General features: G+C 63.7%; 29 protein-coding genes. 2 read left to right on the top strand and 27 right to left on the bottom strand.

Translation table 11 applies throughout. The annotated features are described in order from the left end of the window. Nucleotides 1-11: 11 nt before the first annotated feature. The 5 genes from CGLY_RS07460 to rpsB form a co-directional block, all read right to left on the bottom strand. Nucleotides 12-908, bottom strand: coding sequence for a phosphatidate cytidylyltransferase (locus CGLY_RS07460; RefSeq protein WP_081804044.1), 897 nt, complete (start codon nucleotides 906-908; stop codon nucleotides 12-14). A gap of 35 nt (nucleotides 909-943) precedes the next feature. Then, entirely contained in the window at nucleotides 944-1,501 is a 558-nt protein-coding gene (gene frr, locus CGLY_RS07455) for a ribosome recycling factor (RefSeq protein WP_038548111.1), read from the bottom strand. Nucleotides 1,502-1,651: 150 nt separating this feature from the next. Next, the gene (pyrH, locus tag CGLY_RS07450) at nucleotides 1,652-2,347 is read right to left on the bottom strand and encodes a UMP kinase (RefSeq protein ID WP_052540773.1); all 696 of its coding nucleotides are present in this window, start codon (nucleotides 2,345-2,347) and stop codon (nucleotides 1,652-1,654) included. Nucleotides 2,348-2,561: 214 nt separating this feature from the next. Continuing rightward, on the bottom strand, nucleotides 2,562-3,380 hold the full coding sequence (gene tsf / locus CGLY_RS07445; RefSeq protein ID WP_038548105.1) for a translation elongation factor Ts: 819 nt from the start codon (nucleotides 3,378-3,380) through the stop codon (nucleotides 2,562-2,564). A gap of 54 nt (nucleotides 3,381-3,434) precedes the next feature. Then, a complete protein-coding gene (gene rpsB, locus CGLY_RS07440; protein ID WP_038548102.1) occupies nucleotides 3,435-4,271 on the bottom strand; it encodes a 30S ribosomal protein S2 in 837 nt (278 codons plus the stop codon). Nucleotides 4,272-4,887: 616 nt separating this feature from the next. Here rpsB and CGLY_RS07435 point away from each other — a divergent pair. Next, complete coding sequence (locus CGLY_RS07435) at nucleotides 4,888-5,409, top strand: M23 family metallopeptidase (protein WP_052539853.1); 522 nt, start codon at nucleotides 4,888-4,890, stop codon at nucleotides 5,407-5,409. Nucleotides 5,410-5,450: 41 nt separating this feature from the next. Here the strand turns inward: CGLY_RS07435 and CGLY_RS07430 are convergent, their stop codons facing one another. The 3 genes from CGLY_RS07430 to CGLY_RS07420 all read right to left on the bottom strand — a co-directional run bounded on the left by CGLY_RS07430 (nucleotide 5,451) and on the right by CGLY_RS07420 (nucleotide 8,608). Next, the gene (locus CGLY_RS07430) at nucleotides 5,451-6,431 is read right to left on the bottom strand and encodes a tyrosine recombinase XerC (protein ID WP_038548099.1); all 981 of its coding nucleotides are present in this window, start codon (nucleotides 6,429-6,431) and stop codon (nucleotides 5,451-5,453) included. 129 nt (nucleotides 6,432-6,560) lie between these two features. After that, nucleotides 6,561-7,739, bottom strand: coding sequence for a DNA-processing protein DprA (gene dprA, locus CGLY_RS07425; RefSeq protein WP_227590421.1), 1,179 nt, complete (start codon nucleotides 7,737-7,739; stop codon nucleotides 6,561-6,563). 8 nt (nucleotides 7,740-7,747) lie between these two features. Continuing rightward, nucleotides 7,748-8,608 carry an ATP-binding protein gene (locus tag CGLY_RS07420; RefSeq protein ID WP_052539850.1) on the bottom strand — a complete coding sequence of 287 codons (861 nt, stop codon included), beginning with the start codon at nucleotides 8,606-8,608 and terminating at the stop codon, nucleotides 7,748-7,750. A gap of 68 nt (nucleotides 8,609-8,676) precedes the next feature. Between CGLY_RS07420 and CGLY_RS07415 the strand changes: the two genes are divergently transcribed. Next, nucleotides 8,677-9,162 (top strand): hypothetical protein, encoded by a 486-nt coding sequence (locus CGLY_RS07415; RefSeq protein ID WP_144313652.1) that lies wholly within the window; start codon nucleotides 8,677-8,679, stop codon nucleotides 9,160-9,162. Nucleotides 9,163-9,179: 17 nt separating this feature from the next. On the opposite strand, the gene CGLY_RS07410 is transcribed toward CGLY_RS07415, so the two are convergent. The 19 genes from CGLY_RS07410 to rplS all read right to left on the bottom strand — a co-directional run bounded on the left by CGLY_RS07410 (nucleotide 9,180) and on the right by rplS (nucleotide 25,622). Further along, on the bottom strand, nucleotides 9,180-9,743 hold the full coding sequence (locus CGLY_RS07410) for a hypothetical protein (protein WP_038548092.1): 564 nt from the start codon (nucleotides 9,741-9,743) through the stop codon (nucleotides 9,180-9,182). 49 nt (nucleotides 9,744-9,792) lie between these two features. Next, on the bottom strand, nucleotides 9,793-10,419 hold the full coding sequence (locus CGLY_RS07405) for a hypothetical protein (RefSeq protein ID WP_144313651.1): 627 nt from the start codon (nucleotides 10,417-10,419) through the stop codon (nucleotides 9,793-9,795). Between the two features lie 129 nt (nucleotides 10,420-10,548). Then, nucleotides 10,549-10,926 carry a helix-turn-helix domain-containing protein gene (locus CGLY_RS07400; RefSeq protein ID WP_038548086.1) on the bottom strand — a complete coding sequence of 126 codons (378 nt, stop codon included), beginning with the start codon at nucleotides 10,924-10,926 and terminating at the stop codon, nucleotides 10,549-10,551. A gap of 3 nt (nucleotides 10,927-10,929) precedes the next feature. Beyond that, a complete protein-coding gene (locus tag CGLY_RS07395) occupies nucleotides 10,930-11,280 on the bottom strand; it encodes a hypothetical protein (RefSeq protein WP_038548083.1) in 351 nt (116 codons plus the stop codon). A gap of 13 nt (nucleotides 11,281-11,293) precedes the next feature. After that, nucleotides 11,294-11,470 (bottom strand): hypothetical protein, encoded by a 177-nt coding sequence (locus CGLY_RS17545; RefSeq protein ID WP_158407378.1) that lies wholly within the window; start codon nucleotides 11,468-11,470, stop codon nucleotides 11,294-11,296. Continuing rightward, nucleotides 11,467-11,877, bottom strand: a complete 411-nt coding sequence (locus CGLY_RS07390) for a hypothetical protein (RefSeq protein ID WP_038548080.1) — start codon at nucleotides 11,875-11,877, stop codon at nucleotides 11,467-11,469. Before CGLY_RS07390 ends, CGLY_RS17545 begins: the two co-directional genes overlap by 4 nt. Next, nucleotides 11,870-12,973: a hypothetical protein gene (locus CGLY_RS16725; protein WP_052539848.1), complete on the bottom strand. Its 1,104-nt coding sequence runs from the start codon at nucleotides 12,971-12,973 to the stop codon at nucleotides 11,870-11,872. Before CGLY_RS16725 ends, CGLY_RS07390 begins: the two co-directional genes overlap by 8 nt. Nucleotides 12,974-13,571: 598 nt before the next feature. Next, entirely contained in the window at nucleotides 13,572-13,859 is a 288-nt protein-coding gene (locus CGLY_RS17120; RefSeq protein WP_227590420.1) for an HNH endonuclease, read from the bottom strand. A gap of 712 nt (nucleotides 13,860-14,571) precedes the next feature. Continuing rightward, entirely contained in the window at nucleotides 14,572-16,050 is a 1,479-nt protein-coding gene (locus CGLY_RS07370) for an AAA family ATPase (protein WP_038548069.1), read from the bottom strand. After that, complete coding sequence (locus tag CGLY_RS07365) at nucleotides 16,047-16,313, bottom strand: hypothetical protein (protein WP_038548066.1); 267 nt, start codon at nucleotides 16,311-16,313, stop codon at nucleotides 16,047-16,049. The genes CGLY_RS07370 and CGLY_RS07365 overlap by 4 nt, the downstream gene beginning before the upstream one ends. 352 nt (nucleotides 16,314-16,665) lie before the next feature. Beyond that, on the bottom strand, nucleotides 16,666-18,933 hold the full coding sequence (locus CGLY_RS16720; protein ID WP_144313650.1) for a magnesium chelatase domain-containing protein: 2,268 nt from the start codon (nucleotides 18,931-18,933) through the stop codon (nucleotides 16,666-16,668). Next, a complete protein-coding gene (locus CGLY_RS07355) occupies nucleotides 18,930-19,310 on the bottom strand; it encodes a YraN family protein (RefSeq protein WP_038548063.1) in 381 nt (126 codons plus the stop codon). The genes CGLY_RS16720 and CGLY_RS07355 overlap by 4 nt, the downstream gene beginning before the upstream one ends. A 194-nt stretch (nucleotides 19,311-19,504) precedes the next feature. After that, nucleotides 19,505-19,810, bottom strand: a complete 306-nt coding sequence (locus tag CGLY_RS07350) for a DUF2469 domain-containing protein (protein WP_038548047.1) — start codon at nucleotides 19,808-19,810, stop codon at nucleotides 19,505-19,507. Beyond that, on the bottom strand, nucleotides 19,807-20,451 hold the full coding sequence (locus CGLY_RS07345; protein WP_038551902.1) for a ribonuclease HII: 645 nt from the start codon (nucleotides 20,449-20,451) through the stop codon (nucleotides 19,807-19,809). The genes CGLY_RS07350 and CGLY_RS07345 overlap by 4 nt, the downstream gene beginning before the upstream one ends. Nucleotides 20,452-20,489: 38 nt before the next feature. Beyond that, complete coding sequence (gene lepB, locus CGLY_RS07340; protein WP_038551899.1) at nucleotides 20,490-21,248, bottom strand: signal peptidase I; 759 nt, start codon at nucleotides 21,246-21,248, stop codon at nucleotides 20,490-20,492. A gap of 234 nt (nucleotides 21,249-21,482) precedes the next feature. After that, complete coding sequence (locus tag CGLY_RS07335; protein ID WP_052539839.1) at nucleotides 21,483-22,439, bottom strand: alpha/beta hydrolase; 957 nt, start codon at nucleotides 22,437-22,439, stop codon at nucleotides 21,483-21,485. 89 nt (nucleotides 22,440-22,528) lie between these two features. Continuing rightward, on the bottom strand, nucleotides 22,529-23,521 hold the full coding sequence (locus tag CGLY_RS07330; RefSeq protein ID WP_038548044.1) for a LacI family DNA-binding transcriptional regulator: 993 nt from the start codon (nucleotides 23,519-23,521) through the stop codon (nucleotides 22,529-22,531). 6 nt (nucleotides 23,522-23,527) lie between these two features. After that, on the bottom strand, nucleotides 23,528-25,024 hold the full coding sequence (locus tag CGLY_RS07325) for an anion permease (RefSeq protein WP_081803817.1): 1,497 nt from the start codon (nucleotides 25,022-25,024) through the stop codon (nucleotides 23,528-23,530). Nucleotides 25,025-25,280: 256 nt separating this feature from the next. Then, nucleotides 25,281-25,622 (bottom strand): 50S ribosomal protein L19, encoded by a 342-nt coding sequence (gene rplS, locus CGLY_RS07320; RefSeq protein ID WP_038548041.1) that lies wholly within the window; start codon nucleotides 25,620-25,622, stop codon nucleotides 25,281-25,283. Between the last annotated feature and the right edge of the window lie 136 nt (nucleotides 25,623-25,758).

Below are 25,758 nucleotides of genomic sequence, written 5' to 3'. Positions count from 1 at the left end.
CCGGTCCGCTCTCACAGCGCCGCGACAGCGGTCATCACGATCCACGTGAGCATCGCGGCCGGCAACATCCCGTCGAGACGGTCCATCAGCCCGCCGTGCCCCGGGATCATCGCGGACATGTCCTTGATCTTCAGGTCGCGCTTGAACTGCGATTCAACCAGGTCTCCCACGGTGGCGCAGAGCGCCAGCCCGGCGCCCAGCGACAGCCCCAGCACGTAGTGCATGGGGTCGCGCAGGTCCAGGAGGAAGAGCACCGAGAGCATGCCGACCAGTGCCGCGAAAACAACCGACCCGGCAAAACCCTCCCAGGACTTCTTCGGGCTGATCGCGGGCACCATCGGATGGCTTCCGAAAAATACACCGGCAGCGTACCCACCCACGTCCGATGCGATGACGCACAACATGAACGTCAGGACAAAACTCCACCACGGAACATCCTGGTAGGTCAGCTGCGACAGCATACCCGCGAAAGCACCGCACATCGGTATCCACACCAGGACGAACAGCGAGATGCCGATGTCACGTAGCCAGTTCGTCGGTGGCACCGTCCTGCCGTTGTGGAAGAGACGGGCTACCACCGAGGCCACGGCGCTCAATGCGAAAGCCGAGATCAGTCCGGTCACACCGAACGGCCACGACAGCCAGATCATGGCCTGTCCACCGATGACGAGCACCGGGAGGTTGAGTCCGTAGCCGTTCTCCCGTAGCCGGCTCCAGACCTCATATGTCGCCAACCCCATGGCCACGGCGATCAGCGGGTACCAGACGTAAGGTACGGCAAGCCCCGCCACCACCAGAGCGCCGAGGGCGATTCCACTGGCGATGGCGACAGGAAGATTCCGCCCGGCGGAGTTCTTCGGCTGCGGCAGGCGGTAGCCGTCCCGTCCCACGTTATTCGCGGCATTCACGGCGGCGTCTGGCTCTGATGGATGTCCAGCAGACACTAGACCTCCATCAACTCCTTTTCCTTCGACTCTACGACGGCATCGACCTGCCCGACGTACTGCTGGGTGACCTTGTCCAGCTCCTTCTCTGCGGCCTTGACCTCGTCCTCTCCGGCATCCCCGTCCTTCTGGATCTTCGCCAGGCTGTCCATGCCCTTCCGGCGGATGTTGCGGATCGCGATCTTCGCGTCCTCCCCCTTGGACTTGGCGACCTTGACCAGGTCGCGGCGCCGCTCCTCCGTCAGCTGCGGTACCGTCACACGCAGGACGTGGCCGTCGTTGGTGGGGTTCACCCCGAGGTCGGAATTGCGGATCGCGTTCTCGACCTCCTGCATCGCCGACATCTCGTAGGGCTTGATGATCAGCATGCGTGGTTCGGGCACACTGATCGTCGCCATCTGGGTGATCGGGGTGCGCACACCGTAGTACTCGGCGAACACGCCGTTGAACATGGCAGGGTTCGCACGGCCGGTCCGGATGGTCATCAGGTCCTCGCGGACGTGTTCCACCGAGCGGCTCATGTAGTCCTCGGACTCGAGCAGGGTGTCGTCAATCATTGCTGTCCTCTTGTCGAAGATAAAACTGTTGCGGGCAGGTCTTGCTGTTCCAGTGACGAATCTACCAGTCACCAGACGTGAGTTTCCCAGAAGTTCACCACTACCTGATGCAGGGGTGGTTTATTCTGCTGTCAGCGACGGTAACGGAGATCAGGACGCGGGGGTCGCGACCAGGGTGCCGATCTGTTCCCCCGCCACAGCCCGGGCGATGTTGCCGTCGGTGAGGAGATTGAAGACGAGCATGGGCATGTTGTTGTCCATGCACAGGCTGAACGCCGTGGCATCAGCGACCTTGAGACCGCGTTCGATAACCTCACGGTGGCTGATCTCGTGGAAGAGCTCAGCATCCGGGTTGGTGCGCGGGTCGTCGTTGTAGACGCCGTCGACGCCCTTAGCCATCAACAGGACCTCACAACCGATCTCCAGGGCGCGCTGGGCGGCCGTGGTATCCGTCGAGAAGTAAGGCATACCCATGCCCGCACCGAAAATCACCACGCGGCCTTTCTCCAGGTGCCGGTCGGCGCGCAACGGAAGGTACGGCTCAGACACCTGCGCCATATTGATGGCGGTCTGAACCCGGGAGTCGATGCCCTGCTGCTCGAGGAAGTCCTGCAGAGCCAGACAGTTCATCACCGTGCCCAGCATGCCCATGTAGTCGGACCGTGCGCGGTCGAGGCCACGCTGCTGCAGTTCGGCACCCCGGAAGAAGTTGCCGCCACCGATCACCACGGCGATCTCCGCACCGGTGCTCGCGACCTCGGCGATCTGCCGGGCCACATTCTCGACGACGTCGGGGTCGATACCGACTTTACCGCCGCCGAACATCTCTCCCCCCAGCTTCAACATGACCCTCTTGTAGCCGGTCGAGGTGTCTCCAGTGCTTGCAGTGCTTTCGGCCACCGTGGGATCTCCTTGTGGGGTGTAGGTGCGGTCTGTATCCGATTGATCATCCTAGCGTGCCGGACTGTTCCGGACAGCACTGAACCCGCCGACCCCGGATGAGCGGGGCCGACGGGTCCAGTACCGGTTCGCCTGTGAGCGGAACGAGGGTGCCGGGAGCTTAGCTCTGGCCGACCTCGAAGCGCACGAAACCGTTCAGCGTAACGCCGGCCTCGTCCATGACCTGCTTGACGGTCTTCTTGGACTCGGTGACGGACGGCTGATCCAGCAGGCAGGCGTCCTTGAAGTAGCCCTTGAGGCGCCCTTCGATGATGTTCGGCAGTGCCTTCTCCGGCTTGCCTTCCTCGCGAGCGGTAGCCTCGGCGATCTCTCGCTCCTTGGAGACGGTCTCCTCCGGGACGTCCTCGCTGGACAGGTAGGTGGCCTTCAGAGCGGCGACCTGCATGGCAGCCGCCTTGGCGGCACCCTCGTCGTCACCGGTGTAGGAAACGAGCACGCCGACTGCCGGGGGCAGGTCGGACGAACGGTGGTGCAGGTAGACAGCGATCTTGTCACCGTCAATAGTGACGGCGCGACGCAGCTCGAGCTTCTCACCGATCTTGGCGGACAGCTCCTGGATGACGGTCTCGGCGGACTTGCCGTCGACGTCAGCAGCTGCGAGAGCCTCCGGGCTGTTGGCCTTGGCGGCGGCAGCAGCCTCGGCGATGCGGTTTGCAAGCTCGATGAACTCGGAGTTCTTCGCGACGAAGTCGGTCTCCGAGTTGATCTCGACCATGGTGTTGCCGGAGACGGCGATCAAGCCCTCGGCCGCGGTGCGCTCAGCGCGCTTGCCCACGTCCTTGGCGCCCTTGATGCGCAGGATCTCGACGGCCTTGTCGAAGTCCCCTTCGGACTCTTCGAGGGCCTTCTTGCAGGCCATCATGCCGGAGCCGGTGAGCTCGCGGAGCTTCTTGACGTCGGCGGCGGTGTAGTTCGCCATGTGAGGCGATCCTCCTTCAGATGGTGGAAGTGAAAAGTACAGACGTGGAGAGAATTACTCTGCAGACTCGGCTGCGGGGGTCTCCGCAGCAGCGTCAGCCTCGGGAGCCTCAGCCTGTTCCGTCTTCTCGGTCTTCTCTGCCTTCTCGGCGGTCTTCTCTGCGTCGCCGGCGGACTCCTTGGCTGCAGCAGCCTGACGCTCGGCACGTGCGGTGCGCCCGGCCTCGACAGCGGAGGAGATCACCGAGGTCAGCACCGTGGTGGCACGGATGGCGTCGTCGTTGCCCGGGATCGGGAAGTTAACGTCATCCGGGTCACAGTTGGTGTCGAGGATGGCGACAACCGGGATGTTGAGCTTCTTCGCCTCGGAGACGGCGATGTGCTCCTTGTTGGTGTCCACGATCCACAGTGCGGAGGGGACCTTGGACATGTCGGAGATGCCGCCCAGGACGCGCTCGAGCTTGTTACGCTCGCGGGTCAGCATCAGGACCTCCTTCTTGGTGCGGCCCTTGTAGCCGTCCTCAGCAGCTTCCATTGCCTGGAGCTCCTTGAGACGGTGCAGACGCTTCGCGACAGTCTGGAAGTTGGTGAGCATGCCGCCGAGCCAACGGTGGTTGACGTAGGGCATCCCGACGCGCTCCGCCTCGGTAGCGATAGCTTCCTGGGCCTGCTTCTTGGTGCCGACGTAGAGAATGTTGCCGCCGTGGGCAACGGTCTCCTTGACGAACTCGTAGGCCTCGTCGATGAAGGTCAGAGTCTGCTGCAGATCGATGATGTAGATGCCGTTACGGTCGGTGAAGATGAAACGCTTCATCTTCGGGTTCCAACGACGGGTCTGGTGACCGAAGTGGACGCCGGCGTCCAGCAGTTCGCGCATGGTGACAACAGCCATGATAGTTCAGGAGAGTTCGCTGACCGGGGATTCTCCCGGCCGCCGCTCCCCTTCCTCGCTTTCAAAAGTTCAGGTTGACGGTTCTTCTACGGCCGACTTGCCCACGGTAACCGTCGGTTCATCGGTCGTCCTGGCAGGCATCCCCGGGTTGTCCCCGCCCAGTTAACCCCGCTGATTCAGCGGGGACCGTTGACGGACGGGCCACAGAGTCGGATCACGCGATACCTACGCGATGTCAGCACACCCACCGGAACTGGCGTTTCGGGACACTCCCCCGTTCCTGGCACAGATCGCGTGTGACAGTGACATTCTCGGAGACCGTTCTCGGCAACCGACGTGGACCGCCGGCTGAGTGCCGCGCCATACTGGCGGACATACTGCGGATGTTGAATCTACCCGGCACCAGGTGATCCCACAACTCTTTCACCCGGGCGTGTGCGTAAGTCGCACCGCGCGGCAGACGGCCGGCAGCCCACCGGACCACTGAAACCCCATCCGCCACTTTGGCCTCACGCTATCTCCGGCGGCGAGTGAGTTATCCACACCCGCACCATCGCCCCCGATCTTCCCTCCGCAGTCAGGGAACAATGGGCCCATGACGGGGATAACGACAGGGATGACGACGAGGCTGCATCGACAGCGACGACCGAGACTCTTCATCGCATGGTTCAGTGTGATCCTCGCGGTGTCGTCACTGACGCCGGCGGGAGCGCAGACCGACCGACACCACGAACGTCCGGTGCCGGGACGGGTAGTGCGTCCGGCGGACATCCCGACAGAGAACTGGCTACCGGGACACCGTGGTGTGGACCTGCACGCACTTCCCGGTGATGCAGTCGGGGCCAGTGCCGGGGGAACCGTGCATTTCGCCGGGGTGGTCGCCGGAAACCCCGTGGTCTCGATCAACCACTCCGGTGGCCTGCGCACCACGTACGAGCCGGTCATAGCCAACGTCTCAGCAGGTGACCGCGTTTCTTCGGGCGAGACCATCGGCATTCTGGCCCATGCTGAGTCTCTGTCGGACACGGCCCGGCGCGAGGAAGGGCTGTCCTGGGGCGCACGCACCGGCACCGACTACGGACGTTACATTGACCCGATGAGTCTGCTCGCCCCCGTCGTGGTGCGGCTGTGGAGCTGACGGTGTCCCGGGTGGTGGAGAAGAGTTCCGGTCATTCGTCGTCAGTGCTGGAATCCGGACCGGGGGTGCGTCTGTCGGTAGACTCGACGGAGCCGTTCCGAACCGACGTGAGTGTAGATCTGTGTCGTCTGCATCGACGCATGTCCGAGAAGTTCCTGGACGACCCGGAGGTCTGCTCCCCCTTCGAGGACTGCGGTGGCGCTGGTATGTCGGAGTCCGTGCGGGGAGATACCTGGCGTTCCTGCCTCTGTTGCTGCGTTGTGAACGATCTCGCGGACCCGCCGCTGGTCGATTCTTCCTCCACGGCTTCCGAGGAACAGTGCGGGCACCGCGGGTTGATTACCGGCCCGGCGTGCCGAGAGACGGGGGCGGACGTTGATCCAGGCATTCATCGCCTCACGGGCACTGGTGCCGAAGGGGACGATGCGGGTCTTGTTCCCCTTACCAGTCACCCGGAGGTCGCGGTCCCCGAGGTCCGCCAGGTCAGCACTGCAGAGCTCGGAGACTCGGATACCGCTGGCGTAGAGCAGTTCCAGAATCGCCCAGTCACGGACAGCCAGAGCACGGCGGTGGTCGTCTCCCGGGTTGTCGATGTCGGTGTCCGTCAACTCCGCTTGTGCTCGTGCGTGGTCGAGCAGGGTGTCTGCCTGGTTGTTGTTGAGGACCCGCGGCAGATGCCGCTGAGGGGTAGGTGCCTGTAGAGCGGAGACCGGGTTGAGTGGGAGCCGTCCGGTGTGGCTGAGCCAGCTGCCGAATCCCCGCATGCTGGAGACGAGTCGCGCCACGGAGGCCCGGGAGGCACCCGATTCCAGAGCCCAGTCCAACACGTCCCGTCCTCGGTCGAGGGTGAACTGGTCGATGCTCTCGAGGCCTTCGCAGGCGGCGCGGAGATCCCGACCGTAGGCGGTGACGGTGTTGACCGCCCGTCCCTTCACCAGGGAGAGGTATTCGAGGTAGGCGTCGATGGCCTCGTTCACGGGGCCTGCGTCGGCGGGCTCGTCGGGCGCACGGTGGCTGCTCATGACCACAGATTCTAGTCCGCTGCCTCCTGCCCCGGTCTCGTTATGCCCGGCTACTGTGCTCCCGGGTCTTGATCCATCGGCCGCGGGACCGGATCACCAGATTCAGTGCCTCGAGTTCGGTGATGATCGTCACGACCGCGTTGATGGGCAGAGCGGTGTCGGTGCTGATCTGTTCCAGCCCGTCTGTTCCAGCCCGCCGAGAGTGTCGCTGTCTACTCCACAGGCGTCGTAGACCCTGAGCTGGTCCGCCTTGAGCTGTTGCACAGGCGTAGCGCCGAACTCCAGGCTGAGCTGGCGTTCGGTGTCGACGGTCCCCAACGGTTCGAGGACTTCACGAACGTCTGCGGCGCGGGTGATCAGGATTCCGGCACCGTCGCGGATCCGCTTGTGGCATCCGATGTACTCTGCGGAATCGACCGGCCCTGGCAACACCATGACGGGCCGGTACATCGTATCGGCCCAATTCGCCGTATTCACTGCTCCCGACCGGTATCCCGCAGCCAACAGCACGGTTCCCTGCGAGAGTGCTGCAACGAGACGGTTACGGGTGAGGAAGCGGTGGCGGGCCGCCCGTTGGTGCGGCGGGTACTCCGAAAGCACCAACCCTCTCCCTGATGCAGCGTGGAACAGTCGTTCATTGGACCTGGGGTAGACCTGTCCGGGCCCGGTGGCGGTGACCACCACTGTCCGACCTCCCGCACTGAGGGCCCCGGAGTGAGCCGCGGTGTCGATGCCCAGCGCGCCACCAGACACCACCGTGTACCCGGCGTTGGCGAGTTCGCCCGCCATCGCGTGGGTGGTCCGGTTCCCGTAAGCTGTCGACGATCGTGTACCGACCATGGCCACACTGCGGTCGACGGCTTCATCAAGTCTCGCGGTCCCGGTCGCCCAGAGCGCGAAGGGCTGAGTCGCCTGCCCCCGGATTCCGTCGACCATGGTGTCGGGCCCGATGTTCGTGAATGACGCGGCGAGAAGGTCCGTGGGCCATTCCTCAGCATCCGGTGTGATCAGTCTCCACCCGTTGTCCCGCGCGAATGCGAGGTCACTTTCGGCGTCGACATCGGCTCGACGGCGGGTGCTTTCCAGGAGAGTATCCGGTAGTGCGGGATCACGACGACGAATCATGCCGGCCGCTCGTTCAACATCTGCTGGTGCGGTGGTGTCCACGGAGGCACGTGCCCCGCCCGTCACCCCGTCGGGCCACAGCAGTTCCAGAAGTTCCGTCTGGGAGGCCTCCACCACCCGGCGCAGGTACACCCAGGCCTTCTGTCGCGACACGTCCTTGTCCCCCATCTCAGTCTCCCTCATATTCCCCCTCACACTCCGTCTCTGTCGACCGCGCTCGTGTACAACTCAAGTGCGTCCATGACCTGGGATGTCCCGGGCTGAGCGCTGCCACTGAGGTCGGCCATCGTCCAGGCGACGCGGAGAGTCCGGTCGACCCCGCGGTGTGAGACCGTCCCCACCCGCAGTTTCTCCTGGAGAAGTGCCATGCCAGCGTCATCCGCGGGATACTCCCGGCGCAGGAACGGCCCCGGCACGGACGCATTGGAGGCCCAGCGTTTCCAACGATGTACCGAACGGCCCCTGGCCTCGATGACCCGGTCCCGGACCTCGGCGCTGGACTCCCCGGAGGTGGATACCAGGTCGTCTGCGGGAACAAGGCCACTCGTAGGGTCAGTCCGGGTGCGCACCGACAGGTCCACTCGGTCCAGCAACGGCCCAGACAGCCTGTGAAGGTAGCGGTCGCGGACGCCTCCCCGACACCGGCAGTCCACCGGCTCTGCGGCGCCACAGGGACAGGGGTTCGAGGCAAGGACCAACTGGAACCGTGCGGGGAAGCGCACCGTGCCATGGTGGCGTGCCACGTCGATTCGACCGGTCTCCATCGGAGTGCGCAGCAGCTCCAGTACCCCGGCCGCGACCTCGGGCGCTTCGTCGATGAACAGCACGCCGTTGTGGGCGATGCTCACCGCTCCCGGGCGGATCCGGCCGCTTCCACCGCCAGTCAGCGCTGCACGTGTGACCGAGTGGTGTGGCGCGACGAACGGCCGTTCACCACGCCAGACCTGCTCCAACCGGTCCCGGGCACCGGCGACCGAATGAACCGCTGCCGACTCGAGCTGTTCGTCTTCCCGGAGAGGCGGCAGAATACCCGGCAGTCGTTCGGCCAGCATCGATTTGGCAATACCGGTTTTGAGGTACCCCTAGACGTGTGTGGCAGTCGCTGGGCTATGCTCGCGCCATGTCCGGATTTGAACTGTGGAACCTCATAGAGCTTCTAGGCGCGGGTGCAATCGGCGGCGGTGCTGCGTACTGGGGCGGCAAAAAGTCTGGCGAGGTGACGAGGAAAGCAACCAATGAGACACAGTCGTACGCAATGCACTACGAAACCCAGAAACGGGTAGTCGAAATATACGACAGCGTCTCTGCACTTCGGACAAGGAATAGCGAGTATTCCGAAATCGACCCCGGCGAAATAACACGTTGCATTCAAAACACTCGCGCGGTCAAAGCATTGACCCTAGTCGAAACAGTTGAGAATAAGTGCGATGACATTATCACGAGTCTCAACTCAGTAAAGGAAACGATAACTTCTCCAGCACTCTGCTCCGCTATGGGCCACTTTGCTGCAGCAGAAGACCCGTTGACCATCGCCGAGGATAGCGTGCTAGACCTTGTCGCATGGTTCAAGAAAGAGTTCCAGGCTCAACTTAGCGACGAGCACTAGATACCTCCTGCCAACGACTACTTAGCAGGCTTGTCCCCTTCTAACTGCCGTTTGGCGACGTCGACGCACCGCTCGGCCTTGATCTTCAGGTTTTCGAACCACAAGTCGAGGGGCAGAATCTGGGTCAGGTCGGGCGGCGTCTCGTCACCGGCGTCATACCGCCGTTGCGCGTCCATCATGGCCGAATGCCCTGACGCCACTTCTAGCGAACCGTCGTAGCAGTATTTACCGAGTGCAACGAGCGCCTTGTCGCCGTCGCCGAAGCTGTACCGCCGGGCTTTCACGATGATGTTCGACGCTTCCAAGTACAGCCGTGGTAACTGTCGCTGCTCCCAATGCACAATCCCGTGGTCATACAGCCCGTCGGGGTCGTGAGTGTGGTCGAGGACGAGCGCCTGAATCTGGTCGGACATGTCAGACACCGCGTCGCGTTGCTGAACAGCCCGCTCATACTCGCGGTTCTTTTCAGCTACCGCTTCGTCGTGCTTCCGGTTCGACTTCGTGCGCAGGGACTCGACGAACCAACCGGCGAAGAACGTCGCCACGGGAAGACCCACCGACACAATGAGTTCTGAATCCATGCCGTGATCTTATGGTGCCCGGCGTACCCGCAGACCTGCAGCCCGACGTCTACCCGCCGTAGGTTCGTGTGAGTAGCTTGTTCACGCGCTTACGGACGCGCTTCCACCACGATTCGTAGTATCCCGATCCATCGCCGCGCTCAAAGGTCGACTCGTATAACCACGTACGCGCGAAGGTGACCACCTGATCGGTCAACATCGTGAAGTGGGGCAGCAACTTGTCGACCTCGGCGGCTGTATCCTTCGCCGCGTCATACGACCCGCTCGTTCCGACTTCTTGCCTGATCTGTGCGTAGAGTTCGTCGAAGTCGTCGACCCCGGCAATTACGTTGTCAAGGGCGAAACGTACTCCCCCGTCGACGGCGCTGTATCGTGCCACTGCAACCCCGGCGCGTACTTGGTCGAAGAAACCTTCGTGCGACGACAGCACCTCGGAGGGTTCGTGATGGTCGCCCGAGCGGTTCACCCTGTCGAAGATGTCCACGAGGGGCGACAAGTGACGGTGCCCCTCGTGAACCACTACAGCGAAGTCGCGTGCCTTCTCGAACTGATCGACCCTGATCGCGTTCAGCCGATCATGCTTCGCGCGACGAGACTGGAACCGCTCGGCGATCACAGCCCCGATCCCTGCACCGATCAGACCACTCGCCGCCGGGATAACCACGTCCATACTCATGCCGCCGATCCTATGGTGCGATAACTCCCCGAGAACAATGGCACACCCCGACGCTCTGGATCGCCGGGGTGTGCCGTAGTACAGGTGACCGGTCACCTGACGCCTTTCATCCTACAGCCGCTGTCACGGCTACCCCTGCGCTCGACGGTGGCGGGACGTCCACACCCGCAAGGTCGAGGGCTGCAGGTCGAGTAGTCGGGCGATTGCGGCGATTGTGAGTGTCGGGTGCTGACTCTGGATCGTCAGCGCACGGTCGACAATCGCATCACGCTGATCGTCGGTGTAGTGCTCGCGGTCGGACGGCAGGTTTCGCCGCACCGGCGGCACCACAGAATCGACGGACGACCAGCTGCGACCGGTCACCGCAGCACACAGCGTTGTGTGCTTGATCCCGATGTCCACAGCCACGGCGGACACGAGTTCTCCCGCAGCCACCCGGCGGCGAGCCGTTGCCACCAGATCAGGGGTGAGTACCCGGCGGTACTCGGGGGCGCTGTCCTCGGTCATGGGTCACTCCCCTCGCACCCGGCGGGTGCGCCCGTGCAGCACCTCCGCGACGCCGAACAGGTCGACCAGCGCCCCGACGTCCCGCTGTACAGCGGCGAGGGGGTCATTCTCGTCTGTGGACAACCGGGCCGCGTTGCGGTCGAGCAGTGACGAGTTTCGGGCGAGCCGTTCAGCGACCCGGCTCATACGCTGCGCGACGTCCTGACGGACACAGTCGACGGTGACGTCCGCGAGCAGCTTGTCGGTCTGTGCGAGGGCGGTGCCGTGCCGCTCCGCGAGTTGTCGGCGAAGTTCCCCGACGGTCATCGCACCGGGGTCGGTCGGGGCGGTTGCGGTCTTGTTCGTGCTGGTCATCGTTCGTCTCTCCTTATGAATCGGGGTACATCTGGCGCAGTAGATCGTCGGGACGGGTCGGCTCGACCCGTCCGTTGTCGTGGGTCATCCGGGCGAGCTGTTCAGCTTCGCTCGGTGGTTCGCGAAACGGGGGTTTCGGGCCGCGCGGTTCGACTACCCGGTAGGGCAGGTTTCCGGTTCGCCGTGTCATGCCGCCCCCGTCCCGGCTCGTAGCGCGGTGGCGAGTCGGTTCACGTCAACCTTGACCCAGCGGGGCAGGCCCACGACGGGATCGGCAGCTATCTTCAGCCGTGAACCGTTCGCCTGCCACCACGCCGGGGACACCCCGAGGACGGACAAAAGTTGGGCCGTACTGCACACGGCGCGGGCCGGACGGTGCGCGGTGACCGAGGACGTGAGATACAGGCCCGGCGAAGTTCTCCGTATCTCGTGCTTCCTTGCTGCGACTTCGACGGCGCGGGGCGACACACCGAGGTACTTCGCGACCGCCTTACGGCTCATGGTCGGGCTGTCCGGCACCGCGACGGTGTCGTCCTCGTCGGGAAGGGCAAAGAACCCGTCACGGGTCAGGTCGCCGGGGGCGAACAGATCAGCCATTGACCCGACCCGACCCGAGCAGGTGACGGCGGAACAGCTCGACCTGTCCCATGCGGGGTGTTTCAGTTCGGGCGTGCATATCCTGCAGGTGCGCCTGGTCCCGGACAAGCACCGCGCCGTTGATGTCCCGCAGGTGCCGCTTCTCGTTGATATACAGGTCGAACTGCTCGGCACGCCGCACCCGTGCCCGCCATTCCTCGACGTCGTCGCCGAAGGGGTCAGCGACGACGGAGAACTCGGTGACGATCCCGGCGGCGACGAGGTAGTCCAGCCGCAGACCAGCTGCCACGTAGTCGACCGCTTCACCACCGACGACGAGCAGAGCCGGGTCGAAGTGGTCGAAGGCGGCACCGGCAGCGCCGACGTACTCGTTCATGCTGTCCCGCTGTGCGGCCTGTCCCGTCCCGAGCCACCAGAAAGCATCGAAGCTGCTCGGCGACAGCACCGACCATGCGGCCTGAAGACGCTGCACGGCCTTCAGCTCGTCCGGGTCGACGGCACGGAGGTCGCCGGTCGGGGCGATCCAGTCGAGCGCACCGGCCATACCGCCGGGCTGTCCATAGCCGATTTCGTAGCCGCTGAAGTCCCGGACTTCGCCGACCTTCTCGCGCACGATCGCCGGTGCCGCGTTCATCGTCGACAGCATGTCGTCGGCGACCTTCTGCAGGCGTGACCGGACTTCAGGCACCACGGATCGGCGAAGCGATGTCGGCGACCACTCGGGGCGATCCTCGGCAGCACGGGCGGCGGTCTCGACATGCCCGGCGAGAAGATCAACACGAGACCGGCGGGGGTTACCCGGCAGGGTCCGCAGACTCGCCGCCCCGTTCAGCCGCTTGATCGCGGTCTCGGGCTTCACCTTCCCGGCGACGACCTCGCCCGCGAGGGCCGCGAGGGCGTCCGCACCGGTCGGGGTCGTGTCAGCATCACGGACGGCCTGCACCTGCCCGGCGACGCGCTCGTCTGCGGCGACGAGGTCGTCGAGCGCCGGGGGCACGATACGACCTATCTGCAGATCAGCGAGGTTGAACGCCACTTCTTCCGCGCGGGCGGCGAACAGGTTGCGGTCCATTTCGAGGAAGTCGTCGGGTGTCATTCGTGTTTCTCCTTTATCCCGATTGCAGTGTCGGAATTATCACAGCACTACACGCCGCCCTCCCCCGCTTACCGCACCTCGAATATCCCCCTTGACCTGCTGACCCTCGACTACTACCAGCTGCCCCCGAGCTGGTCACCGAGCGGCCCGACGAAGTCGGCGGGCGGCGACGGGCAACGGGCGAACCTTACAGAAAGGTAAGCGGCCCGATTTACGTTTTTGGGTCATAAGTTCTGTCCGTCTCGGAGATCCGGCATAACGGTGGAGGGCCACGGTCGGCGGCGTCGGGGGGCCCTCCCCACCCCTTCGATCTTCAACCCCCCCCCGGCACGCGCGAATCATCATGATTCATTAAGGTCGAAAATGCGTTCATCGCTTCGCAAGAACTTTTCGTTCTTGAATCGTACAACACAATGACTTCGTGACTGTCGTTCGCACTGTCGCTGTCGTTCTCATTCGTTATCGTCGAACTTTTCGTCGCGTTTAATCTCGCCGCTATTTCGTGCTGTTGTTCGCGTCGAGCATCGAACCGAGTCACAGCCAAACCGCGCCCAAACCATCTATCGCGTGCACGTGTTTTACGCATGATTTATGTACTTCACCACTCAATAGCAGTTGTGGCAGTCGTCGCCGTCCGACCACCACCTCGCGCACTGTTGCAGTCACGATGTGCGTAACGTGTCTCGTCCAGCACTCGACCACCACGAGCGATCGGCACAACGTGATCGAGGGTGAACGCTCGCTTGTGGTCGTGCGGCAGCGCCATGTCGATAGGCTCTCCACAGATCCAGCACACGGCGAGCGCCGGGTCACGGGTACAGCGAGCCTTCTCGCGGGCGATGCGCTTGTAGTACGTGTGGTTGTGGCGAGGGCGATCCTTGGTCATGGGTTCAGCCTATCCAGCCCCGGCGGCTCTGTGCGGCTGTCTGCGGCCCTGAAGGGGCCGAACCTACACACGGGTACCCGGCGGGGCTTCAGCGAGCCGCAGCGGGCCGGTGGTGCCGTGTCGCGGGGCGGCACAGGGGACACACGCACAGTCGGGTTACAGCTCGGGCCTTGCGAGGGGGGATCGCTACTCGACCGAGCAGACCACCGGGACCAGATGCGAAACGGTGACCCCCCGACTGCACGTGCGAGGTCATCATCCCACCATCCCGGCTGTAGCGCAGCCGTTCGGCGAAACCGGTCGATCGACAGCCCCGGCGGGGCCAACTTACAGCCCGGCTGGTACCCGTCAGACCGACCATTCTCCCACCCCCTATATAGCTTTACTACTATATAGGGGTTTTAGAACACTGGAACGTTCCAGCCGGGGTGCCATATCCGCAGGTCAAGGTATCTGTGACCGTACTAGCGCCGGGGTGACCGTTCTAAGAAACCGCTAGAACGGTCGACCGGGTCTGACCTGCACGGATACGCCCTTTTTGGCGACCGTTCTAGCGCGGGGCCTGTTTTCTGCCCTGATCTGTCGTAGAACGGTCCCGCCGGGTGTATCCCCGGTGCATGTCACGCCACCTTTTACCGTTCGGCGCGACCGTTCTAGCGAGGACACAAAACCGCAGGTCGCCGTCACGGGGGTGCACGGGTGCCTAGAACGGTCATTCGGGCACCGGTGCCCCGCCGAACGAGCCGTCATCGTAGCGCTGAACGGGCTTCGACGGCTTGACCGGCTCGGTGCCCGTCAGGGCGTACAGCTTTGCCCCGCGCTCGCCCCGCGACTCCGACAGACAGCCCTGCACCGTCAGCGAGATAATCGCCTGCCGTACGCGGTCACGCCCCGGCGGGTCGGCCCGTCTCTTCAGCCGCTCGCCGACAGCGTCGCGTAGCTCGGTCTGTGACAGCACCGCCGGGCTGTCGCTGATCGCCGCCCGCACAACCGGGAACAGCTCGTGCGCGTCCTTCTCGCGGGCATAGTCCGGATCGTCGAGATAGAACACCTTGCGGAACCGGTAGCTGTCGACGTCGCGCTCTAGGTCGACGGTGTGCTCGCCGTCGCGACCCTCGACGTGCAGGTGAAACAGACCGGTGTCCCGATTCTTGCTGAACTTCCACAGCGCGTCGGCGGTGTCCTGCTTCTTCGAATCACCTCGCGGGCCGTTGCCCTCGTTGCCCTGCTTGCTTGACGCATGATCGACGATCAGGTGTGCCTTCACCCCGGCGCGGTCGCACACCTCGCGTATGTGCTCCATGAACCGCGCGGCGTCCTCGTTCTCGCTGACGCCCGCCGTGCGCAGCAGCGGCCCGAGACAGTCCACGATCAGTACCTCGACGTTGGCGGTGCGTAGTCGGTCGACCCACTTCTGCCGTACCTCGGGGTCGGTCACGTCGAACTGCCGGGCCGCACCTTTACGCCCGAGCGACCATGTCGCGAGACGTTCGTTGTTCGCCACAATCTCGGGCCACTCGGTGCCGAACTCGTTGCGCAGGTGTTCCGGTGTCATCTCGGTGTCGATCAGCCCGATACGCCCCGCCGGGGTCTCGACCCGATAGCGACCGAACAACCGGTTGCCGGACAGCAGCGCGGCGATCACGTTGTGCGCGAGCGTGGACTTACCGATCTTCGCCTTCGCGTACAACAGCACCTGTGGCCGGGTGTACGACCACAGCGACTCGACGAGAAAGCTGTCGGTGACCTCGGTTGGGGTCGTCGCGGCGTCACCGATCTGCACCTCGACCTCGGCGACGTCGCCGTACAGCTCCGCAGCTTCGACACGGTCGGCGTTCTTGCGAGCCTTCCGTCGTCGTAGCTCCTTGGCGTCATCGTCGTCCTGCGCGGCCTTGCTTTTCCGCTCCGCCTGTTGGCGTTCGGCGTCGAGCGTGGCGGCGACCACAGCGGCGTCATCGGTCCCGGCGAACAGCGCGACAGCGTGCACGGCGTCGACGGTATCGTACCTGCCGATCGTCACCGTCGCCCGTTGCGTCCTGATACGGGTATCGCGGATGAACTGGTAAGTGTCCGGCAGGCCGTCGACCGCTTCAGCAACGGTGTTCCCGGCGCGGTCGACGAGCACCCGGCGGGCATACTCGACGACGGCAGGGTCGGGGTTGTGGTCTGCGGCGGTCGTCGGGGCGGTCATGACTGCACCGCCTGACCGGTCAACAGGGCGACCACGCGCTCGACCTGCTCGGGCCGCAGCCCGGCGAGGTTCGGGTAACTGGACAGTGCGCGGTGAGCGTGGAACAGCACGCGCTCTACAGCGACGTCCTGTTCTGCGGCGAGGACGGCAGCCGGATCGTCTCCGTGGTCTCGGCGAACGATCCCGAGGGCACGGGCAGCGGACTTAGTACGCCCAGCGCTCGGGGCCGGGTAGTTCGGTTTCGTGGGTGTGCGTGTAGACACTGGGGTTGCTCCGTGGAGTGCGAGCGAACACCCGCGCCGGGGTCTACAGGCGTCAGGTGGTCCGCTGAATCAGCTTCTCTACACGGGAGATCGCACCGTTCTGGTGGGGCAGGGCCGTCGTCCTCGGGCTCGCGCCGCCCCGATAGGCGTTCACGCGGCCACCCGAGGGGCTACATGACGACGACCATACCGCCCCCTAGATGCTGTGTCTACTACTGTTCGCTAGGGTCACAGCAGGTCAACACCACATATTCTGTTACTCGAAGTGTTACCAATACACCGCCACCTGCGACAACGTGGAGTGCTGATAGCAGGCAACACCACAACATGTAGTGGTCGAGGATTCTTCGTGTCATTCAGCCCCGGCGGGGTCGTCGCCGGTTTTCCAGCGGAACACGACCCGATCGGGGTCGAACGTCTTACGCCCCGGCGTGCCGTGCATGATCGTGATGTCGACGAGCGACCGCAGCACGGCCCGGCGCAGGTCGAGGTCGGCACCGGCCCACCACTGCCGTACATCGTCGGTCTCGGCGAGCGGGGCGAGGGCGTTATCGTGCCCGGCAAGCTCCGCGAGCTGTGCGTCAAGCTCGGCGACCTGCTGCTCGACTTTCGGGGCGACACGCGCATACGCCGCCGGGGTGATCGCCCCGAGAGCGACCTGATCGTCGAGGTCGTCGAGACGTTGCCGCACCTGCGCCCGCTTGTCTGTCAGCCGACTAACCTCGTCCACCCGGCCCGAGGTCAACGCGAGGTGAGCGCGTATATCGGTCTGTTCCAACCGCTGCAGCACGACCTCGACAACGGTCTCGTCGACGTTGTCGCCGTGTATCGACGAGTGGAACCCACTCGCCGGGGCGTGCAGCGGCTCGCGGCGACGGCAAGTGTAGCGCCGACACTGTGTGCCGTCGGCCCTCGTCTTGTACTTGATCTGCAGGCTGTCCCCGCACTCGCACCGGTAAATGCCGCTGCCAAGGTGCTTGTTCTTGTTGCCCCGGCGGTTCATTTCCTTCGCCGGGTTGTCGAGGACGTCGCAGACGGCCCGCCACGTGTCGACGTCGAGAATCGGCTGCCATTGCCCGGTGACGCCGTCGAGAATCTGCCGGTTGTGGCGCAGCCGCTTGCCCTTGCGGTCCCTCGGATTCCAGCTGACCAGCCCGGCGACGCGGGGTGTCTTGATCGTGTCTCGCAGTGACTCGGGATTCATCGGGTTACCTCGGGTCGACGTGATCCCCTCGTCCGCCATACGTAGGGCGACCTGCCGCAGCGACACCCCGGCGAGAATCTGCCGGGCCGCTTCGCGCAGCGCTTCAGCTTCGCGCTCGTCGACGATGTACTCGCCGTCGACGAAGTGGTACCCGAACGAGCGCCGACCGTCGGTGCGCGGCTTACCCGACCGCCGGGCCTGTAGCTGCGCGGCGAGGACACGCTCCGCACGTAGTTCGGACTCGTACGCGGCGAGGTCGCCGAGAACACGAGCCGACATCCTGCCCCCGGCTGTCGACAAGTCCCAATGCCCCGCGTTGACCGTGTGCGTCGACACCCCTACCTGCTCGGTGGCGTCGATGTACTCGTTCAGCTCGATCGGGCGGCGGTGCAAGCGATCGGGTGCCCATGCCACCACCCGGTCGAACTCGCCACGGGCCACGGCGTCGAGCAGTGACCGGTATCCCGGTCGCTTCGCTCCGCTGTATGCGCTGATCGAGTTGTCGGCGTAGACCTTCGTGACCGTCCACCCCTCACGCTCCGCTAGCGCCCGACACGCCTGCTCTTGCCGCTCGACGCCGAGTCCTTCACCGCCCTTGTCGCGACTGATACGGCAGTAGATCGCTGCCCTGACCTGCTGCGGTTGTTCCTGTGTAGGTGTCATGGTCATAACGTACCCTGAAACCGGGTCGGGCTTTCCGGACCCCGGCGGCCCCGACAACCACAGGTGATGTCCTCCTGCAGCTGCGATCTCCAGACCGCGACGAGCCTCCTCCTGTCCGCACACTTCCGACAGGTCCGGTCCGGGGACAGCCGACAACGGACCTCCTCGCTGGTCTGGTTCGCACGTCTCGATCCCCTCCACCAGCTCGCCGCGGATCCACGGGGCCAGATCACGCAGATGGGCAAGGCCGGCCACCTCCAGCCCGGTCACTCGGGCGGCGCGAGATGCTTCAACCCGGTTTGCCCGTGGCACCGCCGCACGACAGAATCCGGCGCGATCCGCCGCCAGGAGCATCGGCAGCACACCGTCTACGGGCCGCACCGTACCGTCAAGGCCGAGCTCTCCGATCACGATCGTCGACCCGGATTCTTCGGCGGGAACCACTCTCTGTGCCACGAGTATCGCCAACACCATCGGTAGATCGAATCCCGACCCCCTTTTAGGCACAGACGCCGGGGACAGACTCATGACCACTCTGCTCTTCGGCCATTCCAGACCACTGTTGATCATTGCCGAACGTACCCGGTCACGTGCCTGGACCACCGCCGTGTCGCCGAGTCCCACGATGCTCATGCCGGGCAGGCCCCTGCTGATGTCGCACTCCACCATCACCGGCGTGCCGCTGACACCGCTCAAGGCCATTCCGCGGGCCTGCCCCACCCGCACCGGAGAGTGTTCACTGAACGTAGTCACCACCCCACCCCCTGGTAATGGGTAATTTCACCTGCGGTGATATCCAGGACATCGAAGCGCACCACCGGCGCCCGGTGGCGCGGATTGCGGCGGAGCCACTCTGCCCCGGCATGCCGCATCGCGGCAAGCTTCGCCGGGGTCACCGCCTCCGCACCGGTGCCGTAGCGCCCGTCGAGCCGCCACTTGACCTCGACGAAAACGATGGTTCGGTCGTCCCCGTCGCCACCGGCGAGGACGATGTCCACCTCGCCACGAGTGGTGAAGAAGTTGCGGTCGAGCAGCCGGTATCCGCGGTCAACAAAGTAGGCGACTGCCTCATCTTCGCCAGCCGTCCCGACCTCCCTGAGGTTTCTGCGTGGACGCGTCCGGCGGGACAACGGTCGCGCAGGCGGGTCCTGGGGTCCGCGGCGACTGTGTCTGGGAGTGTTCGTGCCTGGTGACATAGCTCAGCACTCTGGCACATCGCCGAGGCTGCTCCGTGGCCGATCGCCGTCGTTTCCGCAAGACACTGTGGAGAACCGGGAACCTGTGGACAGACGTTCCTCGACCCGGAGGCCGTCCCGTTCAGGAATCAGTCGGGCATACGCAGATCAGGTTTATCGAGTTCCTCGATATTGACGTCCTTGTAGGTGATCACCCGGACATAACGGACGAAACGGGCCGGGCGATACATGTCCCACACCCAGGCGTCCGACATCCGTACCTCGTAGTAGACCTCTCCGTTGGCGTTACGGGGCAACAGCTCCACGGCATTGGCGAGGTAGAACCGACGCTCGGTCTCCACAACGTAACTGAACTGGCTGACCACGTCCCGGTACTCGCGGTACATGGACAGCTCCACGTTGGCCTCGTAGTCCTCAAGCTCCTCGGCGCTCACGGTTGCTGGTCATCTCCCTTTTCGATCGGCGGTCCGGCCTGCCACCGTTGGTGGGCGGCGGCCACATTGGAGTAAGTGTAACGGTGCTCTGGGGTCCCACCGAGCAGACTCACCGAGGCCATGTGTGACGCAGTACCGTAGCCCTTGTGCCCGGCCAGTCCGTAACCTGGATAGTCACGGTCCAACTGCGTCATCAGCCGGTCGCGGGAGACTTTCGCCAAAACACTCGCCGCAGAGATGCATCGGGCAATCAGGTCACCCTTGACCACGGGAAGGTGCGGGCGTGGAAAACCATTGACCTTCATCGCGTCGGTGAGGATGTAGCCGGGGCGCACATCGAGCCGAGCCACGGCACGTCGCATTCCTCCCAGGTTCGCGTGTTGGATTCCCCAGGTATCCACGTAGGACGCCGGGACATGCACCACGGCCCAGTCATCGGCGACCGTCCTGACCACATCGAAGAAATGGTCGCGCTTCTTCGGGGTCAGCTTCTTGGAGTCAGTCAGTCCGACGAGCTCTGGAATCGGCCCAGGCGGAAGGACGCAGGCCGCGATGGTGACGGGACCACAGCAGGCACCGCGTCCTGCCTCGTCTACACCGGCGACAGGCCCCAGACCGGCCTTGTACACAGCCCACTCCAGCGTCCTGCCGTCCGGCATGGTGCGCACCGGTACCACCTCTACTGCTGGATATCCGGAGAACCGACACCACCGATACGGTCCAACGGCCAGATCCTGGCCGTGACCTTGCCGACGACATCGTCAACCGGTACCGTCCCCTGACGTTCATCACCGATGTGGAACCGCGAATCGCCCGAGTTCGTCCGGTTGTCACCCATCACCCACAAGTTCCCCTCCGGCACTGTCACCGGACCGAAATAGGAACCCTGGCAGGCATCCGACCCAGTCATCGGATCGACCTGGTACGTCAGTGGTGAACGCGTATAGGAGTCATCGACCTTCTTTCCGTCGACCATCACTCCAGGATCACCCGCCTGACACTGTACGGTCTGGCCTCCGGTGGCGATGACACGCTTGACCAGTGCATTCTCATCGGGAGCGAGAATACCGATATAGGACAACGCCGTCTGAATGCCACTGACGACACTGTTGTCGGAACGCTGCGAGACATACTGGTCGTTCCAGGACTCCGGACCGTTGAAGACGACGACATCCCCCGGCGACGGCTCGCCGCCGAAGCTGTAGGACAGCTTGTTGACGAAGATCCTGTCGCCGACGCAGTCTTCACACCCGTGCAACGTGGGTTCCATCGATTCCGAAGGAATCAGGTAGGGACGTCCCACGAAGGAGTTGAACAGAGCCAGCAGCACCAGTGCGATTACCAGAATGATGGGGAACTCGACCCACCAGGGATAAGTCCGCTTCTTCGTGCGGGCGGACTCCTCCCGCCGGGCAGCCACTTTCTGCCGTTCGGTCATCGGGGCCTGCTCGAGGGTGCTCGGCGCACTCTGCCGGGACCCCCACGTGTCATCCACGTCAGTTGTGTCCGGCACATCGTTGTGGCTTCCATCTGCCGCAGTAGAGCCGTCGGCCGTGGTGCCCGTGTCTTCGGGGTCGTTCGGATCAGTCACGGCAACAGACGTTACCAGTCGAGGAGTTCAGTTCCGCTTCCCAGCGGAGGCCTGTCTCCCCCGTTTCCACCGATTGCCGGCTCAGAAATCAGCGAAGCGCCAGTACAGCTTCTGGTCCTTGAAAGCGGCGTTCATCCACGTGTCATAGGCATGGATGCCGACCGGGGTGTAGGTGATGGTCACATTGTCTTTCCCGTGCAGTCTGGTCCACAGGTCCCACGCTGCAGTGGCCCCGAGGCTGCCGATCTCAATCCCCGCTCCAGCCACGGTGGTTCCGAGGTCGTAATCACTGCGCACATCCGGGATACCGGTGGCGACCGCCATATGCACCGGCATGGTCAGGTTGTCGACGTTGATCCACGGGTTGTCCTGCATCCGGGACTGTTCAGAGTCCCATGGAACCCCGACGTTGTCCTCACCGTGGGTGATCGCGGTGCCGTCCACCGCCAGTCGTCCGGCGAGCATCTGGTTGTTGTAGAAGCCGCTCAACGCCAGAACTGAACGGTACATCCCCGGATGTTTCGACGCGAGGTTCACCGCCGAATACGCCCCCATACTCAAACCAACCACTCCCGTACGTTCTCGTCCTCCGTTCGGCACATCGAATTCCGATTCGAGGTAGTCGGGCAACTCCCGCGTGAGGAACGTCTCGTACTTGAGCTCTTTACCGTTCGGCGCGGTGGAATCCCAGTCGACCCAGAAAGACCTCGAGTCGGCGGAAGGAAAGACGATTGTCGCGTCATCGTCGGCGACGTAGTTCATCGCCCGGCTGCTCCAGCCATCACCGCCATGGATACCGTCGAGGAACTGGATGACTTTGTCATTGCCCGGCGTACTCGCGGGCTTCACCACAACAGGAATGTCTCTCTGCATTGAATCGGACCAGACCTCACAGGTCACCGAAACCGCAGTGTGGTTACGGCAGGTGTCAGGAGTGTCAGCAGCTGCACCGGGAACCCCGGTGAGAAATGCTGCTCCAGTAGCGGCCACCACGGTGGCCAGGGCAGTGCGGGCGATGCTCCCGAACGAAGTCGTCATAGTGGAAATGTACAGTGGTACCCCGGCCGGTATGCCACATCCGCAACAATTCCTCCAGGCGTCACACCCGGGCCGGTATACTCAGCGCGTTACAACGAACCGCGTTCCCGGACCGACCCCGGAATAACCTGCACGGGGTTGGACGGGGGTTCACCGGACTCGATCATGTCCAGCACCATAGCCACCGCTGCGCGCCCCATCTGTCGCTGGGGCGCATCGAATGTGGTGATCCCTGGTCCCAGGAGTCGATACCATTCCGGATCATCGAACGCAGCGACGGCGATGTCACCGGGAAAACTCATCTCCCTCGCCCCCAGCACCGCGGCAACGCCCGCCATCAGGCGAGGAGACGCCACGATCACCGCGTCGGGGCGCTCGCTGCCGTCCGAAGCGTTGAGGAGTTCTTCCATCATCTCCCGACCCGAGTCTGCGGTATAGCTGCCGTAGCAGTAGCGCACGCGGGCGTCGGTGCCGGAGACTGCGCCCTGCACGCCTGCAGCACGTGCCACCGTGGTCGACATCGCGGAGTCGCCCAGCAGCACAGCGATATCCCGGTACCCATGATGCATCACAAGCTCCGCGAGTCGACGGAACCCGTCCTCGTCATCGCACAGGACGCAAGGAACACCGGCTCCCAGTTCCGAGCGGTTGAACTGCACCACTGGCAGACCCGTCACGACTGAAGCCCCCACCACGGGGACTTGGATAATGCCGGCGACCTGCTGCTGCGCCAGAGACGACACCAGCGCGTCCTGCCCCGTGGCCGTCGCGTCGGCGACAGTGATCATCTGGTACCCCGCGGCTGCGAGCGCATGATGGATCGTGTCGAGCGCTTCGGTGTAGTATTCGTTGCCCAGATCCGGTAAGACCAGCCCGATGAACGTAGTGCGCTGACGGCGTAGTGCACGGCCGAGCATGTTCGGTACGTAGCCCAAGGCTTCGGCGGCGTCCAACACACGTTGCCTCGTCTCGGGCGCGACCGGCCCGGATCCAGACAGGCTACGGGACGCAGTGCCGTACCCGACGCCTGCTCGTTCAGCAACGGCCTTGAGTGACGGACGGGAGGATTGCTGTCGGGGCATCGTCGCTCACCAGATCCCGATGAGATTCATCCACACACCGCCGACGACGATCCAGATACTCAGCGAGACGACTCCGGCAATGAAGCCGACACGCCACCACTGCGCCACAGTGTTGTACTTCGTCCCGAACAATGTCGGCGAGGCACCACCCGCGTAGTGGGTCAGCGACTGGAAGATATTCGAACAGTAGCCGAGGATCAGTGCGGCCAGCAGCGGTGGTGCGCCAAGGGAGAGTGCGGCGCCCAGGAAGGCGATGTACATCGCCGAAATATGTGCTGTGGCGGAAGCGAAGAAGTAGTGGGCAAAGAAGTAGATGACGACAAGCAAGACGAGGGCCGGGATCCAGCTCATCGCTCCCAGGGACCCGGCAATCAGCTCGGAGACCCAGTCGATGAAACCATAAGCCGACAGCGTTGTCGCCATCATGTACAGCACCGCGAACCATGTCATTGTGTCCCAGGCCGCCTTCTCACGGATGATATCCTCCCAGGTCAGAACGTGAAAGACCATCAGGAGGATCACCCCGAGGAACGCCGTGGTCGTCGCGGAGACTCCCAGGACCAGGTCGCCGACCGTCCAGAGCAGCAACAGGACCATGAACGTGGCAGCCAGCACCTTCTCCCCGTAGGACATCGGCCCGAGAGCGTCGAGTTCATCGCGCGCCATCTGCTTGACCTTCGGGGTGTTCTTCAGCTCCGGAGGATAGATGACGTAGATCACCAGCGGTACAACGATCAGAGCAGTCAGCCCTGGGACAATGGCCCCGAGAGCCCATGTCGCCCAGGAAATCTCCACACCCTGCTGGGACGCCAGCGATGCGATCAAGGGGTTCCCCGCCATGGCGGTGAGGAACATCGCGCAGGTGATCGAGTTAGCGTTCGACGACACGAGGGACAGGAACGACCCGGCTCGGCGCGCGGTGGGACCGGGTTCGGAGTCATACGTCATCGCCACGGATGTCATGATCGGCGCCATTATTCCACCGCCACGCGCCGTGGCGGACGGGATAGCCGGGGACATCACCAGGTCAGCAAGACTGAGACCGTAGCCGACACCGAGCATACGTCCGCCGAACTTGGAGACGAAGAACAGGGCGATACGCCGTCCGAAGCCTGTCTTGATGAACCCCCGGGACAACAGGAAGGCCATCACGATCAGCCAGATGGTGGCGTTACTAAAACCGACCAGCGCATACGGGGCACCCGGGTCATCGCTACTCGGCGCCAACGGGACTAGGCCCAGCAAGACGGCGGCGATCATACCGATAAGGGTGACCGCCCCCATCGGCATGGGGGCGATGATGATGCAGATGATGGTGGCGACGAAGAGACCGAACATACGCCATGCCTGATCGGTCAGCTCAGCCGGGTGTGGGCTGAACCAGAAGATCACGGTGATGAGGATCGGTATCCCGAATCCGATGAGAATCGTCTTCCAGTGTGACACCGGTGGGGCGTCGACCCGGGGATGCTCCTCGGGGGCTGCTGCTGTCGCGGTGGGCATGTCGCAGATTCCTTTGCATGAGACGATCCGGCGCAACGGTGGAGTTCTCATCCACTCGATGATGGATTCGTTTCCACCGTGCTATTGGAATCGTATCCATGCCCTCTTACCCAGGACAAGGTCCCTTGGCCGTGACTTCTGACACGTACGGCCCTCCACACCCACGAACACACGAAAGAACCCCGGACCGCGGGACGTCCGAGTCAGACGACACGCAGGCCGGGGCCCGTGTTCAGTGCGGCTGTGCCGCGGAAGCTTAGCGCTTCTCCTTGATCTTGGCTGCCTTACCGCGCAGGTCGCGGAGGTAGTACAGCTTCGCACGACGGACCTTACCGCGGGTCAGGACGTCGATGTGATCGATGTTCGGGGAGTGGACCGGGAAAGTACGCTCCACGCCGACGCCGAAGGAAACCTTGCGGACCGTGAAGGTCTCGCGGATACCGGAGTTCTGACGACGGATAACGACGCCACGGAACACCTGGACACGGCTCTTGGCACCCTCAATGACCTTGACGTGGACGTCGAGGGTGTCGCCGGGGCGGAAGTCGGGAATGTCGCTACGCAGCTGTGCGGCGTCGACCTTATCGAGATAGTGCATGTTAGTTTCCTTGCTGTGTCTTCGATCGGACAGAGGACCCACGACCTGCTCGGACGAGAGATGCGCGTTCATGCCCACACCATTGAATTTTGACGCGTCCCTCACCTCGGTGACAAGGCAGAGTTCACGCAACCCG

Source organism: Corynebacterium glyciniphilum AJ 3170 (assembly GCF_000626675.1).
Lineage (GTDB): Bacteria > Actinomycetota > Actinomycetes > Mycobacteriales > Mycobacteriaceae > Corynebacterium > Corynebacterium glyciniphilum.
This window is presented reverse-complemented; position numbering and strand designations above follow the sequence as displayed.

Coding starts and splice junctions, on each gene's coding strand:
- CGLY_RS07390 (WP_038548080.1), bottom strand. CDS start 11,877: ATGGCTGATCTGTTCGCCCCCGGCGACCTGACCCGTGACGGGTTCTTT.
- CGLY_RS07400 (WP_038548086.1), bottom strand. CDS start 10,926: ATGACCGAGGACAGCGCCCCCGAGTACCGCCGGGTACTCACCCCTGAT.
- CGLY_RS07410 (WP_038548092.1), bottom strand. CDS start 9,743: ATGGATTCAGAACTCATTGTGTCGGTGGGTCTTCCCGTGGCGACGTTC.
- CGLY_RS07420 (WP_052539850.1), bottom strand. CDS start 8,608: ATGCTGGCCGAACGACTGCCGGGTATTCTGCCGCCTCTCCGGGAAGAC.
- CGLY_RS07370 (WP_038548069.1), bottom strand. CDS start 16,050: ATGACCGCCCCGACGACCGCCGCAGACCACAACCCCGACCCTGCCGTC.
- CGLY_RS17545 (WP_158407378.1), bottom strand. CDS start 11,470: ATGACACGGCGAACCGGAAACCTGCCCTACCGGGTAGTCGAACCGCGC.
- CGLY_RS07395 (WP_038548083.1), bottom strand. CDS start 11,280: ATGACCAGCACGAACAAGACCGCAACCGCCCCGACCGACCCCGGTGCG.
- dprA (WP_227590421.1), bottom strand. CDS start 7,739: ATGAGGGAGACTGAGATGGGGGACAAGGACGTGTCGCGACAGAAGGCC.
- CGLY_RS07330 (WP_038548044.1), bottom strand. CDS start 23,521: ATGCCCCGACAGCAATCCTCCCGTCCGTCACTCAAGGCCGTTGCTGAA.
- CGLY_RS07335 (WP_052539839.1), bottom strand. CDS start 22,439: ATGACGACTTCGTTCGGGAGCATCGCCCGCACTGCCCTGGCCACCGTG.
- rplS (WP_038548041.1), bottom strand. CDS start 25,622: ATGCACTATCTCGATAAGGTCGACGCCGCACAGCTGCGTAGCGACATT.
- CGLY_RS07430 (WP_038548099.1), bottom strand. CDS start 6,431: ATGAGCAGCCACCGTGCGCCCGACGAGCCCGCCGACGCAGGCCCCGTG.
- CGLY_RS07435 (WP_052539853.1), top strand. CDS start 4,888: ATGACGACGAGGCTGCATCGACAGCGACGACCGAGACTCTTCATCGCA.
- rpsB (WP_038548102.1), bottom strand. CDS start 4,271: ATGGCTGTTGTCACCATGCGCGAACTGCTGGACGCCGGCGTCCACTTC.
- CGLY_RS16725 (WP_052539848.1), bottom strand. CDS start 12,973: ATGACACCCGACGACTTCCTCGAAATGGACCGCAACCTGTTCGCCGCC.
- lepB (WP_038551899.1), bottom strand. CDS start 21,248: ATGACCGAACGGCAGAAAGTGGCTGCCCGGCGGGAGGAGTCCGCCCGC.
- frr (WP_038548111.1), bottom strand. CDS start 1,501: ATGATTGACGACACCCTGCTCGAGTCCGAGGACTACATGAGCCGCTCG.
- CGLY_RS17120 (WP_227590420.1), bottom strand. CDS start 13,859: ATGACCAAGGATCGCCCTCGCCACAACCACACGTACTACAAGCGCATC.
- tsf (WP_038548105.1), bottom strand. CDS start 3,380: ATGGCGAACTACACCGCCGCCGACGTCAAGAAGCTCCGCGAGCTCACC.
- CGLY_RS07405 (WP_144313651.1), bottom strand. CDS start 10,419: ATGAGTATGGACGTGGTTATCCCGGCGGCGAGTGGTCTGATCGGTGCA.
- CGLY_RS07325 (WP_081803817.1), bottom strand. CDS start 25,024: ATGCCCACCGCGACAGCAGCAGCCCCCGAGGAGCATCCCCGGGTCGAC.
- pyrH (WP_052540773.1), bottom strand. CDS start 2,347: ATGTTGAAGCTGGGGGGAGAGATGTTCGGCGGCGGTAAAGTCGGTATC.
- CGLY_RS07415 (WP_144313652.1), top strand. CDS start 8,677: ATGTCCGGATTTGAACTGTGGAACCTCATAGAGCTTCTAGGCGCGGGT.